The sequence below is a fragment of the Enterococcus alcedinis genome (genome assembly GCF_014635985.1).
GTDB classification, from domain to species: Bacteria; Bacillota; Bacilli; order Lactobacillales; family Enterococcaceae; genus Enterococcus_I; species Enterococcus_I alcedinis.
Window position 1 is genome coordinate 1 of sequence record NZ_BMDT01000017.1, and the last position, 17,000, is coordinate 17,000.

The window sequence follows — 17,000 nt, forward strand, 5'->3', positions numbered from 1 at the left end:
ATAGCTCAGTTGGTAGTAGCGCATGACTGTTAATCATGATGTCGTAGGTTCGAGTCCTACTGCCGGAGTTTAAAGCATCCAAATTTTGGATGTTTTTTTGTTATAGTCAGTAAAAATTTTTTTTAGTTAAAATCGATTTCTTAGGCTGAAATGGAGGACTATCAATGAAAAAAGACAAAATTTTATTTGATTTAGATGGTACAATTATTAATCCAAGTGAAGGGATTTTTAAATCTGTTCGATATTCTTTAATGAGGATGGATTGGACGACACCTTCAGATAAGGTGCTAAAGAGCTTTATCGGCCCACCATTACTCGATTCATATATTGAGCTAGGAATGACAGAAGAACAGGCAGAAGAAGCCATAGGGCACTATCGTAAGCTTTATAGTAAAGAAGGGCTTTACTTGATGTCCCCATATGCTGGAATAGAAGAAGTTCTAATAGAGTTAGCCAAAACGAAAGAACTTTATATCGCTACATCAAAGCCAGATGTTTTTGCTAGTCAAATATTGGATCATTTAGGTTTCAGCCAATATTTTAGAGGCATTTATGGTGCAAATTTAGAAGGAACACGTTCGAAAAAAGCAGATGTGATTCGTCATGTTTTTGAAGAAGCTAAGATTGAAAGCTCAAATGATGTTGTGATGATTGGTGACCGTATGCATGATATTATCGGAGCGCTTGAAAATAACATTGAATCAATTGGAGTTTTATATGGTTTTGGTGATGAAAAAGAACTGAAAAAAGCAGGTGCTACAGAGATTGTAGCGGATACGTTGGATTTGTTACAATTAATTCAATAAATAACAAGTATTTTCGATAAAATCTATTGACTTTGTGATGGAAATTAGGTATCCTAGGTCTTGTGTTAGTCGAAGTACTGCCGCCTTAGCTCAGCTGGTAGAGCACCACCATGGTAAGGTGGGGGTCGTCGGTTCAAGTCCGACAGGTGGCTTTAAAATGATTTTTCATTTTAAAATAACAGCACGTTTAATTTAATTATTCCGGCATAGCTCAGTTGGTAGTAGCGCATGACTGTTAATCATGATGTCGTAGGTTCGAGTCCTACTGCCGGAGTCAAAAAGAAGTATTTCATAATTGAGATACTTCTTTTTTTTTTTCGGAAAATTCTAACTAGTCAATTCTTTCTGGAATCTGTTTAGTATAAAGAAATAAGCATAGAGAGTCGGCGACCTGCGTCATAGACCTCTATGCTTATTTTTATGGAAGATTCAGACCCTGATAGAGCGAGAGTGTCTGATCGGGGCTTTTATTTGTATAATAGTAGTCGGTCGATTTTGTTTGAATTTTTATAATCGGTTGAGAGCGATGGTCGACGAACAAGTAAATCGAACGGTTTTGACTAGTGAAGCGGCCGAGGGCATAATTATCTGTCGCTATACCAAATGTTTTTATTAATGGGTGTGGAAGCTCCTCTACTAATTCGATTGTTTCAATAATATCTATTGGAATCGTTGCAGTTGGAGAAAAGGGTGCGGATAAGACAATGCTAGTTTCTGTTGTTTCTAATTTCAAAGGATTGGCTGTAAAATCATAGAGATAGGCTGGAATCACAGTAATGAAAAATGTTCCGATGAGTAAAATAGTAATAAATCCCATGGCTACCTTGCCGGCGGTTCTTCCTAAGTTCATACCAATATTCATGCCTATACGATCAGGAACAAAAAGTTTAGGATCGTTTGGATTAATATAGACACCATATGTCCAATATTGGTCTTCACCGTTATAACGAAAATCAGAACTCTGCATTAAGAGCTGGTCTTGTTTTTTTCGTAAAGAATATAAGTAACCAATAGTGAAAAAGACGAGAAATAAAACGAGACAACTGTATGCGATAATTAAAGCATAAGCTAAAATCCCTGTTGTCTGTGTCATAAAGACAGGTAAAAAGAGTAAAGGTAGCATAAGCCAATTGAGTAAAATAGTAATATAAGACCAATGATGTTTAGTGAGGTCATTGTATCTTTGATTGATGGTGCTGTTGCTAGTTAAACTTTTTGCTGGGATACGTCCAATATAATAATGATTAATAAGCATTAGGACGAATAGAAGCGTACTACTACCAAATAGAATACTAGCTGTCGAAAAATCGGTTACCTGTAAGGTATACCAGCTCAAAGGAAGGCTGGGAAGATAGGACAGATAGAGCCAGCGAACGGAGACCATTTTTTGATTTTTATTTAGGATCAAGTTTGTATCAATCAACTGAGGTTCAACAGCTGGTTGCCATTGTTTCTGTGTAATGAGTTGTTTCATCTCACGAATATAATAAATTTTGCATAAAAAAGTTCCAGCTATACTCGTCATTAATAACAACCAAAAAATCGTTAATTGGACGGATTCATAAGAAATAAATAGTAGGCTTAAACTTAAGAGACTAAAGAGTGTTGCGATCTGAAATAAGCGCTGACGATACGTTTTAGCTAAGGCACGAACATCGGGGTGGTTTAAGTACTCCTTTGGTAACGTATTTTCTAAGATAACTTGTTGATGGGGGTTCGCTGCCAATCCTAAAGTGAATGCTTGGATGAAGCAGATAAAAATCATCATACCGATAAAAATATAATTCATATCTACGATTGCTCCTTTTCATATTTTGTGAGTAGATTGGTGACATCTGCTAATATTGTGGTGGCTGTTTCTTGATGAAGGTAACCTTGGATCAGTACGAGTTCGAGTGCTTTTAGGTATTCAGTTCTTTCGGTATCTGTAAATCGTGTAGGCTGGGTAATCATAGTGCCTTTACGCCGATCAGTGATTAAATAGCCTTGTTCTTTTAGCAGAGCATACGCCTTTGAAATCGTCATCGGATTAATGCTAAGTTCATCACTCAATTGTCGAATCGAAGGTAAGTTGTCACCTGGACTGATTTTATTTTGGGCAATCCCTAAAATAATTTGTTGTTGAATTTGTTTGTAAATCGGTACCTTATTGTTTTCATCAATTTCAAAAATCATTTGATTCACCTCTTTGTATTATTGATAGTAATACAAAGTCTAAGAGATGTAAAGGAAAAGTCGATTGTTTTTTTTTAAGGACAAGCGTAGAATAGTGAGTAGGTGGAAGCGAGAGAGTCGTATCAAATCCAAATAAAGTAGAGAATTGAGGAAATAAGGTGGGATTAGTTTATACAATGCCGCATGAGGTGTCTTACTACGAATGCGATATGAGTGGTCAAATGACGCCATCAATGCTTGTTGCGGTTGCGATTAAAGCTTCTGAGCAGCAAAGCGAGCAACTAGGTCGTGGAACAGCCTATATTCATGAATTAGGCTTAAATTGGATTATTACGGAATATGAAATTCAGGTGAAGTGTTTGCCAAGTGTCGGAGAAAAATTGACAATAAAAACCGAAGCAATTTCATATAATCGTTTTTTTTGTTATCGAAATTTTTGGATTCTTAACGAACAAGGGGAAGAATTGGTAAGTATTCAAGCGATTTTTGCATTAATGAATCAGGAAACAAGAAAAATTAGTCGGGTACAAGATGTGATTATTGAACCTTATGAAAGTGAAGCAATCAAATCGATTCGACGAACAGCCAATTTTTTACCAGTAGAGTCATTTGAAACGACGTCGCTGAATATTTTATACTATGATATTGATGAAAATCATCATGTTAATAACGCTGTTTATTTTACGTGGATGTTTGCACCACTTGGATTAGAGTTCTTAAGTACTCATGAGTTGCTAGATAGCCACATTCGTTTTGAAAAGGAAGTTGTTTATGGTGATCAACCGATTGTTTCCTTTGAAAAAATGAATGAAGGTGAGACCGTTATAACGAAGCATGAAATTCTTGTTGCAGGCAATGTTTGTTCAAGAGGGCAAATGTTATGGCGAAAAAAAGAAATCAAATAGTATTTGGAGCTATGACAGATGTCCTGGCTCCTTTTTTTCTTTGAGAAAGTTCAGATAAATAAAGCGAATAAACTTGAGTTTCAAGAACAGTGTTGGTATCATTTTAAACTATAGGGAGGTGTCTCGATGATTAAAGCCATTTTTTTTGATGTGGATGGTACGTTATTATCCAGAAATGGACGTGTTAGTAAAAGTACCAAGAAAGCAATCGCAAGTGCACAAAAAAACGGCGTGTTATGTGGCGTGTCGACAGGTCGAGGACCGAGAAGCTTACGTAGAATTATCAAAGATCTGAATCTCGATATGTTTGTAACGTATAATGGACAACTGGTTTATGATGATCATCAGGTGATTTATTCACATCCTTTTGAAGAGGCAGTCATTGATGAAATTGTAAACTATGCCAATAATAACTCACGTCAGTTATTATTGGGTAGCGCAAAACAAGTCGAAGGTAGCTTAACCATGCGTATTGGAGAATCGAGTTTTGTTCGACGTGTCATTCGATTTGTACCAAAGAAGTTTCCGATTCGGACAGTCAAGCTTGGATTGCAGAAATTCAGTCCAAATCGTCGCAAGGAACGCTATTCGAAGTTAGCTATTTTGAATGAACCGATTTATCAATGCATGATGTTTGGTGCCGAATACGAAAATGAAAAACTAAAAAAAGCCTTACCGAATTGTGATTTCCAACGTTCGAATCCTTATACTGTTGACCTTGTACCAAAAGGTGGCTCAAAGGTTCAGGGAATCAAGCAATTTTTAGCCTACAAAGGAATGGCCTTTGAAGAAGCCATGGCCTTTGGAGATCATCTAAATGATATTGAGATGCTAAAAGTCGTAGGAATTGGTGTTGCGATGGGAAATGCCCAGGAAGGCACAAAAGAAAGTGCTGATTTTGTAACAGACAGTCACCAACATCAGGGAATTGAAAAAGCTTTAAGGCATTTTAAAGTGATTGACTGATTGAAGAAATGAGGAAGAAGAATGAAACCTTTTGAAATGGCAGAGACATTTCACCGAACATTTGATAACAACCGTCCACAACAACCAACAGCCTTCTCAAAAGAACGAGTCGGACATCGGGTTGGTTTTAAAGTGGAAGAACTAGTCGAATTGCTTTATGCTTCTAGTCAAGCAGGCACAACAGAATTTGAAGACGCGCTTGAAGCGATGCATCAAGCAATTGATCGCGCACGTGACAAAATGGAAGGCAAATCTGAAGTTGTGGAAGATGTGTTAGTTGAGCAAGTCGATGCGTTAACAGATCTACTGTATTTTACTTATGGTTCTTTTTCACTATTAGGTGTCGATCCGCAACCGATTTTGGAAATTGTTCACGAGGCGAATATGGGGAAAATTTTCCCAGATGGGCAACCACATTATCATCCCGTGACACATAAAGTTTTAAAGCCAGATAATTGGGAAGAAGATTATGCTCCTGAAAAGAAAATTAGAGCAGAGATTGAACGACAAAAAAATGAGCGAGTAGTCAGTGATTAAAAGTCTGACTTCTTGCTCATTTATTTTATTCAAAAAAAGTATAGTAAAGGCTACGAATCGCATCTTTTTCACGTTCTTTATGGATACCAAACATGAAGCTGACTTCAGAAGACCCTTGGTTAATCATTTCTAAGTTAATGTTTTTACGGGCTAAGGCAGCCGTACTTTCGGCCATACTTCCAACACGCTGTTTCATCCCTTCACCAACAACTACAACAAGTGATAAGTCATGAGTGATTCGTAATTCATCGGGATTAATTTCATAAGCGATTTTACGTAATAGTTCTTCTTCAATCGCTTCAGTTAATTGATCCGAACGTAAAATAATTGATAAGTCATCGATACCTGAAGGCATGTGCTCGTAGTTTAAGTTGAAATCACGGAAGATTTCAAGAATTCGTAAAGTAAAACCGACTTCTTTGTTCATTAAGTATTTACTTAAATAAATCATAGTGAAGCCTTCGTCGCTACTAATACCAACAACGGGCTTATCTAAGTTGGTTCGTTCTGTCACGATTTGTGTTCCTGGGTGTGTTGGATTATTGGTATTTTTGATAACAACTGGAATGCTTGCTTGGAAGCAAGGCATCAAGGCTTCTTCATGGAATACGGAAAAGCCAGCATAAGCTAATTCACGCATTTCACGATAAGTTAACTCTGTAATGGTTTCAGGTTCATGAATGTAACCTGGATGAGCGGCATAAATCCCATTGACGTCGGTAAAGTTCTCATAAGTGTCGGCACGTAGACCACGTGCAACGATAGCACCTGTAATATCAGACCCCCCCCGTGAAAAGGTACAAATCTGACCTTCTTCTGTATAGCCGAAGAAACCAGGAATAATTAGAATTTCTTCTGAATGGCGCCAGTTATAGATTTTTTTGTATGATTTCGTTAAAATATGTGCATTTTGTGGTTCATTCGTTACGATAATCCCCAATTCTTTTGGATTGATGTAACGTGCTTGAATCCCAGACGCCTGACAAATACTTGCGATAAGTTTCGCATTATTATTTTCACCTGCGGATAAAACGGCATCTAAAAAGTACGGGTTGTTTTCAATTGGTAGTGTGACTAAGTCGTGGAGCGATGTTAAGATATCGCTTAAGACATCATCCTTAATTGAAAATGGCGCAGCAATTTCTACAAAACGTTGATAGATTGCTTCAATAATAGCTGTTGTTTCTTGATTGGTTGTCCGTGCTTGATAAAGATCAATTAGCAGATCTGTTACTTTTCGATCTTCTGCTGAACGTTTACCAGGAGCGGAAACAACCACAAACCGACGTTGGGCATCATCTTTAATAATTTGTATTACTTTATTCACTTGCTCAGCCGATGCTAGCGAGCTTCCTCCAAATTTAATAACTTTCATTTCTAATCCTCTTCCAATCAAATTTTAAGTTTCTTTCTCCCTATTATACAGATAATTCTAAATATTTCATGAAATTTTGCAATAAGTTTCTTTTTTTTTGAGACTTTATTTAAAAAAGCAAATTTGTTCCAATTATTTTATTTTTTTTCCTATTCTTAGTGCTTGAAATATTTGTTTGTGCTATAATTTACGGTAGATGCTTTTTTATGGTGGGAAAACTACAGCTGAATAATGATGAAAGTAATTTGTGTCTGACACAATTGATTATTAATAAATGAACACTGGAGTAAAATGGAGGAACATTGAATGCAGAGTCAAATTATTATCGGAGTCGTCATTGCCATCGTCGTTGTGGTTGCCGTATTATATGGAGTCGGCTTTTTCATGCGAAGAAAGAACCAAGAACGACTGAATTTATTAGAAAAGCGTAAAGAAGAATTGTTTGATTTACCGGTTATCGAAGAAGTAGATGATGTGAAGAAAATGCATCTTGTCGGGCAAAGTCAAAACACTTTTAGAGAGTGGAGTCAAAAATGGACCGATATTTCAACAGCATCGTTTGCTGAATTAGAAAGTCAAATTTTTGAAGTTGAGAATCTGAATGAATCATTCCGATTCTTAAAAGGAAAAGCTGCAGTTGATGAAGCAGAAGCAACGATTACTGAAATGGAAGAAGAAGTGAAACGTATTCGTAAAGGTTTGAAAGAACTACGCGAAAGCGAAGAACGGAATTCTTTACAAGTTCAACAAGCGTTGGATGTTTATGAAGAGCTAAAGAAAAACTTAAGAGAACAAGGTGGGCTTTATGGACCAGCATATGCTGAGTTGCAAAAACAAGTAAAGAACATTGAGATTGAGTTTACGCAATTTGTAACATTAAATACTTCTGGTGACCCAGTTGAAGCGCGTGAAGTTTTAGACACTGCAGAAGCGCATACTTACGAGTTACAAGATTTAATGGCTCGTATCCCAGCAGCTTATGAGGAGTTACACAAAACGTTCCCAGCTCAGTTAAAAGAAATCAAAGAAGGTTATGCGAAGTTAATTGAAGAAAAATACCAATTTCCGGAAGAAAACTTTGAGAATGAAATTCACCGTGTTACTCGTCGTGTAGAGTCATCGATGTCAGATTTAGAAAAAGCAGAAATTTCAGCTGTGGAAGTCGCAAATCGCGATACTGCCCAAGAAATCGATACCTTATACTCAGTTATGGAACGAGAGATTGATGCGAAGAAATATGTTCTTAAAAATCGCAAAATCATTGAAGATTATATTGATCATTCAATCAAAAACAATCGACAATTATTAATTGAATTGGATCATACTGCTCAAAGCTATACGTTAAATCGTAATGAGTTAGGCCGTGTGCGTGGGTTCCAAACGGAAATTGATGAGATTGTTCGTCGTATCGAACAATTAGAACCAAAATTAGAAGCAAGTGAAGTGGCTTTTTCAGAAGTTCAAGAATTCTATAAGGAAGCTTACCAAATTTTAGACGATGTTGAAAACCAACAAGTCGAAATTGATGAGTCCCTAAGAGAACTAAGAAAAGATGAAAAAGTAGCTCAAGAAAAAATTGAAACTTTTGAGTTCCAATTACGTAACTTAAAACGTTACGTTGAAAAACAACGTTTACCAGGTTTACCTGGCGATTACTTAGAATTCTTTTTCTTAGTAACCGATCGTGTCGAAGACTTAGGGAAGTCACTGAATCGTATTCGAATTAATATCGAAGAAGTTAACAAGCTTGTTGCCGTTTGTGAAGATGAACTAAAAATGCTTGATACTCGAACAAAAGAATTAGTCGATGCGGCTGCGCTAACAGAGCAATTAATGCAATATGCTAACCGTTACCGCCATTCAAATCCCGAAATTAAAGCAGCCATTCAACATGGCTTGGTATTATTCAATGATGAATATCGTTACCAAGATGCGCTTGATGCGATTGCAACAAGTTTAGAACGTGTTGAACCAGGAGCTTTTGAACGCTTAGAGAAATTTTACTTTAACCATCAAGATTTAGTTTAAGTAAGACTGATTATAAAAGGAGCTATGACAAAACAACTTTGTCACGGCTCCTTTTTCAATTTCGCTTTGTAATGGCAAGTACGAAACTGAGCAGACACTCAGAGATAAGATGACTGGGATAAAAACGAAAAAGCCATTTTTTCCCAAGTCTTTTCTTATCTTTCATGTCTAAGCGCTCATTTTATCGCCTCTTACTAAAACGGCATAAACTGAGCAGACACTCAGAGATAAGATGACTGGGATAAAAACGAAAAAGCCATTTTTTCCCAGTCTTTTCTTATCTTTCGTGTCTAAGCGCTCATTTTATCGCCTCTTACTTGAAAGGTTGGGATGGAATCGTTATAATGAGAAAGAATTTAGACAAGAGAGGATTCATCCAATGATTTATTTTGACCACAGTGCAACATCGCCTATTTATCCTGAATCGTTAAATACTTATATCCAAACAAGTCAGCGTATGATTGGTAATCCATCGAGTTTACATGATTTAGGCAATCAAGCGCACCGTTTACTACAACGAGCACGCGAACAAGTCGCTGATTATCTATCTGTCACATCAAAAGAAATCTTTTTTACAAGTGGTGGGACAGAAGGAAATAACTGGATAATTAAAGGCACAGCGTTAGCTAAGAAAAATTTTGGTAATCATGTGATTTTATCTAGTATTGAACATCCGTCAGTTACAGAAAGTGCCAAACAATTAACAGAATTAGGATTCGAATTAAGTTATGCACCCGTTGATGAACGAGGATTTGTTGACGTCGTACGATTAGAGCAGTTGATTCGTAAAGAGACGATTTTGGTTTCTATTATGGCAATTAATAATGAAATCGGAGCGATTCAACCAATCAAAGAAATTAGCCGCGTACTAGAAAATTATCCGACGATTCATTTCCATGTGGATGCCGTGCAAGGTGTCGGGCATGTCGATACGAATATTTGGCTAACGCCACGTGTGGACTTTGCTACTTTTTCAGCTCATAAATTCCATGGTCCAAGAGGTGTCGGGTTTATTTTTTGGCGTTATGGGCGTAAGTTAGCTCCTTTATTAACAGGTGGCGGACAAGAAAACAATGCACGTAGTAGTACGGAAAATTTAGCTGGAATTGTTGCAATGGCTCGGAGCCTACGTTTAACGCTTGAGAAAAAAGCGCAGGCACCAAATCATGTGGCTCAATTGAAAAGTGAATTATTAACTGCTTTAGGCAAATATGAGAAGGTTACTCGATTTTCACAAGAAGAAAACTTTGCGCCACATATTATTTGTTTTGGTTTAAAAGGAATTCGTGGCGAAGTTCTAGTCCATGCATTCGAAGAAAAATCGATTTATATTTCGACAACAAGCGCATGTTCAAGTAAAAAACAGCAAGTAAAAGGAACACTAAATGCGATGCAAGTACCAAACGAACTGGCAACTACAGCTGTTAGAGTCAGTTTAGATCAAAGTAATACGATGGTCGAAGTGGAGCAGTTTCTAATCGTATTTAATCAATTATATCAAAAATTATCGAAAATTAATTAAGGGGTAATCGTGTGAAATATACAGAAATTATGGTTCGTTATGGCGAACTCTCAACTAAAGGTAAGAACAGAAATATATTTATTACGCGTCTAGCGTCGAATGTCAAAAAAAGTTTAGTCGATTTTCCCAATGTAAAAGTCAAAGCGGAAAGAGACCGTATGCATCTCTTACTAAACGGTGAAGATAGTACAGCGATCATTCCATTATTGAAAAAAGTTTTCGGAATCCAAAATTTTTCGCCAAGTATTTATGTGGAAAAGGATATTGAAGCGATTAAAGCAATGGCGCAATCAATTATGCGTGAAATTTATACTGGTAAAGAAACATTTAAAATTACCACCAAGCGTAGTGATCGTGACTTTATTCAAGATAGTAACGAATTGAACCTAACACTTGGGAATGCGATTTTTGATATTTTCCCAAATATTAAAGCACAAATGAAAAAACCAGATATCAATTTACGCTTAGAGATTCGGGTGGATGGGGCTTACTTATCTTACGAAACGATTCAAGGTGCCGGAGGTTTACCGGTAGGATCGGCTGGAAAAGGAATGTTGATGCTTTCAGGTGGGATTGATTCACCAGTTGCAGGTTATTATGCGATGAAGCGTGGCGTAGCAATAGAAGCCGTTCATTTTGCAAGCCCGCCTTATACAAGTGAACAAGCGCTACAAAAAGCGAAAGATTTAACGAAAAAATTAACGCCGTATGTTGGTGGGATTCAATTTATTGAGGTACCTTTTACAGAAATCCAAGAAGAAATTAAAAACCATGTACCACAAGGCTACTGGATGACAATAACTCGCCGGATGATGATGCGATTAACTGACTTGATTCGTGAGCAACGTAAAGGATTAGTGATTATTAATGGTGAATCATTAGGGCAAGTTGCTTCACAAACATTGCACAGTATGGTTGCGATTAATGAAGTTACAACCACGCCGGTCATCCGTCCTGTCGCAACGATGGATAAATTAGAAATTATTGCCGTCGCTGAAAAAATTGATACTTTTGAATTATCTATTTTACCATTTGAAGACTGTTGTACGATTTTTGCGCCACCACAACCTAAGACACGTCCGCGTTTAGATAAAGTTCAGCAATATGAAGAACGACTCGATTTAGAAGGTATGATCGAACGTGCGATGGCAGGGTTGAAAATTAGCGAAATCTCAGCTAGTCAAGCCGAAGAGGATTTTTCTGACTTACTGTAATGTATGTTCAGAATTTTAACGAATGAGTCAAGAAATGGATTCCACAATGTTAGAGCAAAAAGGACTGAGAAGTTCAAGTTTGTGACATTGTGGTCTTTTTTTTTGTGAAAAAACAAACAAAAATGGTTGCAGATTGATTTTGTTCGTGCTATCATGTGAATATATGAACAAAGGAGTGGAGGACGTGGAACCAAAACAACTAAAGAAATTACCCAAAGCAACCGCTAAACGTTTACCTCTATATCTACGTAATCTAAAAGTACTCGATTCGAATAATGTTACAAGAATCAAATCACGAGAATTTGCTGAAATTACGCAAGTCCCTTCGGCAACGATTCGTCGAGATTTTTCTTATTTAGGGGAGTTAGGACGTAGTGGATATGGTTATGAAGTCCCATTCTTAATTGAGGTCTTCAGTGAATTGCTAGAAACAGATGAAAAAAAACGAATTGCACTTGTTGGCGTAGGAAACTTAGGCAAGGCGTTATTGAATAATAACTTTCGACGCAATGAGAATTTAAAAATTACCTGTGTATTTGATAATAATCCAGAGCTAATTGGTACTTATTATGAGGGGTATTATGTGCATGGCATGGATGAATTAAAAGAGATTGTACAAACTGAAAATATTACGGTAGCAATCACGACTGTTCCCAGTCACAGTTCACAAGAAGCAGTCGACTTGATTGTCGCAAGTGGAATTACTGCTATTTTAAATTTTGCACCTGATCGTGTCGTTGTTCCAGCAAACGTCAGTATGCGTTATATTGATTTGACGACAGAGCTATTAACACTAATCTTTTTTGATAATGAGTACCATTATCGGCCATCGCCTTTTCTAACGGGGATTTAATTGACAATCAAAAAACTTCATTGTAGAATATAACAAGGCGTAGAACAAGAGGAGTAACTAATCAGATAGGTTTAAAGAGAGAGAGTTTATGGTGGGAGACTTTCAACGACGATTAGTGAAGGTAGCTTGGGAGTCTTTTGATTTGAATGAAGAAGTAAAATCAAACGAGTCGTGATCGTTAACTCACGCTTTGAGAGGTAGAGTTATTCTACAATTTAGGTGGTACCGCGTAATTTACGTCCTAAGATGTGTTCAGCATCTTAGGGCTTTTTTTTATTTGTATTAGGAGGATGAGGAAATGACTAAAAAAGAATTATCAACGAAGTATCAACCGCAAGAAGTTGAAGCTGGTCGTTATGAAGAGTGGTTACAAAAAGATTTATTTAAACCAAGTGGCAACAAAGAAGCGAAACCTTATTCAATCGTGATTCCACCGCCAAACGTAACGGGGAAATTACACTTAGGTCATGCATGGGATACTGCGTTACAAGACATTATCATTCGTCAAAAGCGTATGCAAGGTTACGATACGTTATGGTTACCTGGAATGGACCATGCGGGAATCGCAACCCAAGCAAAAGTGGAAGAAAAATTAAGAGAACAAGGCCGTACTCGTTATGACTTAGGTCGTGAGAAGTTCGTTGAAGAAGTCTGGAGCTGGAAAGAAGAGTATGCGGGACATATTCGTGAGCAATGGGCGACATTAGGTTTATCACTGGATTATAGTCGTGAGCGTTTTACGTTAGATGACGGTCTTTCAGATGCGGTTCGCAAAGTTTTTGTGAAGTTATACGAAAAAGAACTTATCTACCGCGGGGAATACATCATTAACTGGGACCCACAAGCAAAAACCGCTCTTTCAGATATCGAAGTCATTCATAAAGATATCGAAGGCGCGTTTTACCATATGTCTTATCCATTGGCTGATGGTACAGGCGTGGTGAAGATTGCGACAACACGTCCAGAAACAATGCTGGGAGATACGGCTGTTGCAGTTCATCCGGAAGATGCGCGTTATAAAGATTTAATTGGTAAGATGGTTATTTTACCACTAGTTAACAAAGAGATTCCTATTATTGCCGATGACTATGTCGATATGGAATTTGGAACAGGTGTCGTTAAAATTACACCGGCTCATGATCCGAATGACTTTGAGGTCGGTAATCGTCACAACTTACCACGCGTCAATGTGATGAATGACGATGCAACGATGAATGATTTAGCCGGCGTTTATGCTGGAATGGATCGTTTTGCTGCACGTAAGCAAATCGTTAAAGATTTAGAAGCAATTGGTCGTTTAGACAAAATCGAAAAAATGATTCATAGTGTTGGTCACTCAGAACGTACTGGTGTTGTTGTTGAACCGCGTCTATCAACACAATGGTTTGTTAAAATGAAACCTTTAGCTGAAAAAGCTATCGCTAATCAAGCAACAGACGATGCAGTTAATTTCTATCCACCACGCTTTAACCAAACGTTCTTACGTTGGATGGAAAACATTCATGACTGGGTAATTTCACGTCAATTGTGGTGGGGTCACCAGATCCCTGCTTGGTATCATAAAGAAACCGGCGAATTACATGTAAGCATGGAAGCACCAAGTGATATCGAAAACTGGGTACAAGATCCAGATGTACTCGATACGTGGTTTAGTTCAGCCTTATGGCCATTTTCAACAATGGGTTGGCCAGATGAAACAAATGAAGATTATCAACGCTACTTCCCGAATAACACGTTAGTTACGGGTTATGATATTATCGCATTTTGGGTAAGCCGCATGATTTTCCAAAGTTTAGAGTTTACCGATCAACGTCCATTTGAAAATGTTTTAATTCACGGTCTCATTCGTGATGAAGAAGGACGCAAGATGAGTAAATCACTTGGTAATGGAATTGATCCAATGGAAGTCATCGAACAATACGGTGCGGATGCATTGCGTTGGTTCTTATCCAACGGTTCATCTCCAGGTCAAGATGTCCGCTTTAGTTATGAAAAAATGGATGCTGCGTGGAACTTTATTAATAAAATTTGGAATGCTTCTCGTTTCGTATTAATGAACATTGAAGACATGGAATTAGCTGATTTAAGCCTAGAAGGTGAAAAAACCGTTGCCGATCGTTGGATTTTAAGTCGCCTAAATGAAACAATTGAAAAAGTAACGACTTTATTCGAACGTTTTGAATTCGGTGAGGCGGGTCGTCAATTGTATAACTTTATTTGGGACGATTTCTGTGATTGGTATATTGAAATGAGTAAAGAAACACTTTATGGTGAAAATGAAACAGCTAAAACGATGAATAAGAGTGTTCTTGTACATGTGCTAGATCAAAGCTTACGTTTGTTACACCCAATCATGCCGTTTGTTACAGAGGAAATTTGGAGCAAATTACCGCATGAAGGTGAATCATTAGTCGTTGCAGAATATCCGGTTGTTCATAAAGAATGGATTGACGAAGTAGCTACGACAGGAATGGAAACATTAAAAGAATTGATTCGTTCAGTACGTAATATTCGTGCAGAAGTGAATACACCATTGTCTAAAGCCATTACTTTATTAATCCATACGCATGATTCAGCAATTGAAACATTCTTATTAGAAAACAAAAACTACATTGAACGTTTTTGTAATCCAGAAGAATTAGTCATTTCAAGTACAATTGAAGCACCGGAAATGGCGATGTCTGCAATTTTAACAGGGGCAACAATCTACTTGCCGTTAGCCGATTTGATTAATATTGATGAGGAAATTGAACGATTAAATAAAGAATTGATTAAATGGACGCAAGAAGTGAAACGGGTGCAAGGAAAGTTATCAAACGAACGTTTTGTTTCGAATGCTCCAGACGAAGTAGTCGCTCAAGAGCGCGCCAAAGAAGCAGATTACTTAGAAAAACAAGCATCAGTTATTGCGCGGATTGATCAACTAAAAAAACAATTATAATTTAAAAAATAACAAAAAAAGAGTCCTTTCAATTATGAGAGGATTCTTTTTTTGTTATTTTTCGCTTAAAAAAAATTAAAAAAAGACGATAAACATTAAAGAGAATCTTATTAAATTTTATTGTGAATTTAGACTCATTCACAGGATTTTTTAAATAATAAGTGCTTAAATATTGACGTTGTGAATGTGAATAAAAACACGTCGATATCGATTATGCAAGATTCTGTTGTTTGGAAACATTGTCAATTGTCTTGTCGCATTTCGTTTTAGTGTCGTTATTTATTGTCATACATAAGGAAAGGGTTATTGCATTGAAAAAAAATGAATTAAAAAATACTAATCCATTATTCAAAATTTTTATTGTATTTTGTGTTGTGGTTGCATCAAGTTGGAGTATCTTCACAGTTGCTGGAACAGTTAAGGAATCGAATTTGAAAGATCGTCTAGTAGAGAAACAGACGATGCTAACAAAGGAAGTGAATCAACTTTTTGATGAAGAAGTACTTGAAGAATTAACTATCGAAGAGACACAAGAAAAATTAACCCTATTAGCTAGCCAAATGGATAAAATTCAAAATGAAATGAAAAACTTAACGGATAAAAACCAAGAAACTTTGCGTCAAGAATCCGATAAAATAGTAGCAAATATTCAAATGATGGAAGATTTAGTGAAGATTCGTCAATTGCAGGACTCATTATTTACAGTCGCTGTTTTCGATGAATCAGGACTAAATAAAGAGGCACAAGTTAAAGAAGACGTCACTCTTGCTAAAATTGAAGAAGTTCAAAAAGCGATTGAACAAAATCCGCAAGCTGAAAAATTAGTCAAAGAAACAAAAATGGTGATGGATTTTGCGAAAAAGCAAGTTGAAACAAAAGCTGCGGTTGATTCATGGCTTGCTAAAAATAAAAACAAATATACTGAAAAAAATTACGAAGCATTTGAGAAACTTGTAAAAGCGGTGACACCAAAAGCAGCACAAGAAGCTTATAAAAAACCGTTGGCAGATTTCAAAAAAGCGGTAGATAAACAAATTAAAAAAGAAAAAGAAGAAGCGAAAAAGAAAGCTGAAGCGAAGAAAAAAGCAGAAGCTGAAGCAAAAGAAGAACAACAACAAGCCGCTGCTTCTTCACGAAACAATCAATCAGCAACAGGTTCGAATGCACCAAGTAGTCAAGCACCATCTGCAGGCAATCAATCAAGTGCGAATGGGTCTGCTACAAATCAACAAAAACCTGCGAACCAAGCTGTACAAAATCAAGCACCTGCAGCGCCGCCAGTGCAACCAGCACCAGCGCCAAGAACAGATGGTTTTAACTTTAAAGGACAACATTTTGATTTGAGTTCTTTTTCAGGTGTGGGAGCAGTGCCACAATGGACACCGTATATTTATCAATGGTCAGATGATCCATCACATTATTTAATTGAAAAAGCAAGTAATGCTGGTAGTGCGATTTGGTCAGTAGGTATTGGCGATCAAGTAGTGATCAATGGTCAAACATATACGGTATTTAATATGATGAGTAATGTTCCAAATGATGATAATGCTTACGGCATTTTAAAATCACAAGGTGCAACCGTAACATGGCAAACGTGTGATTCAGCAAATCCGAATTCAACCTTAACACTTTGGTTTGCAGCGTAAAAAACAATTAAACAGTGAGTATTCGTTTAAAC

The 17,000-nt window shown here is 37.0% G+C and carries 13 protein-coding genes, 2 tRNA genes and 1 other annotated feature; of the genes, 12 read left to right on the forward strand and 3 right to left on the reverse strand.

Translation table 11 applies throughout. The features are described 5' to 3' along the window. Positions 1-164: 164 nt before the first annotated feature. The 3 genes from IEV09_RS12195 to IEV09_RS12205 all read left to right on the forward strand — a co-directional run bounded on the left by IEV09_RS12195 (position 165) and on the right by IEV09_RS12205 (position 1,080). Positions 165-806 (forward strand): HAD hydrolase-like protein, encoded by a 642-nt coding sequence (locus tag IEV09_RS12195; protein ID WP_188368577.1) that lies wholly within the window; start codon positions 165-167, stop codon positions 804-806. A 79-nt stretch (positions 807-885) separates the two neighbouring features. Continuing rightward, positions 886-958: transfer RNA gene (locus tag IEV09_RS12200), tRNA-Thr, on the forward strand. Positions 959-1,006: 48 nt separating this feature from the next. Beyond that, positions 1,007-1,080, forward strand: a tRNA-Asn gene (locus IEV09_RS12205). Positions 1,081-1,224: 144 nt separating this feature from the next. Here the strand turns inward: IEV09_RS12205 and IEV09_RS12210 are convergent. Beyond that, entirely contained in the window at positions 1,225-2,595 is a 1,371-nt protein-coding gene (locus tag IEV09_RS12210) for a PH domain-containing protein (protein ID WP_188368578.1), read from the reverse strand. Between the two features lie 2 nt (positions 2,596-2,597). Then, positions 2,598-2,981 carry a GntR family transcriptional regulator gene (locus IEV09_RS12215; protein WP_188368579.1) on the reverse strand — a complete coding sequence of 128 codons (384 nt, stop codon included), beginning with the start codon at positions 2,979-2,981 and terminating at the stop codon, positions 2,598-2,600. Between the two features lie 158 nt (positions 2,982-3,139). Here IEV09_RS12215 and IEV09_RS12220 point away from each other — a divergent pair, with 158 nt between their 5' ends. From IEV09_RS12220 to IEV09_RS12230, 3 genes are all read left to right on the forward strand, one after another. After that, a complete protein-coding gene (locus tag IEV09_RS12220) occupies positions 3,140-3,886 on the forward strand; it encodes an acyl-[acyl-carrier-protein] thioesterase (protein WP_229731721.1) in 747 nt (248 codons plus the stop codon). A gap of 126 nt (positions 3,887-4,012) precedes the next feature. After that, complete coding sequence (locus tag IEV09_RS12225; RefSeq protein WP_188368580.1) at positions 4,013-4,852, forward strand: Cof-type HAD-IIB family hydrolase; 840 nt, start codon at positions 4,013-4,015, stop codon at positions 4,850-4,852. A 21-nt stretch (positions 4,853-4,873) separates the two neighbouring features. Next, entirely contained in the window at positions 4,874-5,389 is a 516-nt protein-coding gene (locus IEV09_RS12230; RefSeq protein WP_188368581.1) for a pyrophosphohydrolase domain-containing protein, read from the forward strand. Positions 5,390-5,414: 25 nt separating this feature from the next. On the opposite strand, the gene IEV09_RS12235 is transcribed toward IEV09_RS12230, so the two are convergent. Continuing rightward, positions 5,415-6,764: an aspartate kinase gene (locus tag IEV09_RS12235; protein WP_188368582.1), complete on the reverse strand. Its 1,350-nt coding sequence runs from the start codon at positions 6,762-6,764 to the stop codon at positions 5,415-5,417. A gap of 306 nt (positions 6,765-7,070) precedes the next feature. Between IEV09_RS12235 and IEV09_RS12240 the strand changes: the two genes are divergently transcribed. From IEV09_RS12240 to IEV09_RS12265, 6 genes are all read left to right on the forward strand, one after another. Further along, on the forward strand, positions 7,071-8,792 hold the full coding sequence (locus IEV09_RS12240; RefSeq protein ID WP_188368583.1) for a septation ring formation regulator EzrA: 1,722 nt from the start codon (positions 7,071-7,073) through the stop codon (positions 8,790-8,792). A gap of 379 nt (positions 8,793-9,171) precedes the next feature. Further along, the gene (locus IEV09_RS12245; protein ID WP_188368584.1) at positions 9,172-10,314 is read left to right on the forward strand and encodes a cysteine desulfurase family protein; all 1,143 of its coding nucleotides are present in this window, start codon (positions 9,172-9,174) and stop codon (positions 10,312-10,314) included. Positions 10,315-10,325: 11 nt separating this feature from the next. Then, a complete protein-coding gene (gene thiI / locus IEV09_RS12250) occupies positions 10,326-11,528 on the forward strand; it encodes a tRNA uracil 4-sulfurtransferase ThiI (protein ID WP_188368585.1) in 1,203 nt (400 codons plus the stop codon). Positions 11,529-11,691: 163 nt separating this feature from the next. Next, positions 11,692-12,381, forward strand: coding sequence for a redox-sensing transcriptional repressor Rex (locus IEV09_RS12255; protein WP_245329699.1), 690 nt, complete (start codon positions 11,692-11,694; stop codon positions 12,379-12,381). A gap of 31 nt (positions 12,382-12,412) precedes the next feature. After that, positions 12,413-12,628, forward strand: a binding site (T-box leader). Positions 12,629-12,679: 51 nt separating this feature from the next. Further along, positions 12,680-15,322 (forward strand): valine--tRNA ligase, encoded by a 2,643-nt coding sequence (locus IEV09_RS12260; protein ID WP_188368587.1) that lies wholly within the window; start codon positions 12,680-12,682, stop codon positions 15,320-15,322. A gap of 311 nt (positions 15,323-15,633) precedes the next feature. Further along, on the forward strand, positions 15,634-16,968 hold the full coding sequence (locus IEV09_RS12265) for a hypothetical protein (RefSeq protein ID WP_188368588.1): 1,335 nt from the start codon (positions 15,634-15,636) through the stop codon (positions 16,966-16,968). Positions 16,969-17,000: the final 32 nt, after the last annotated feature.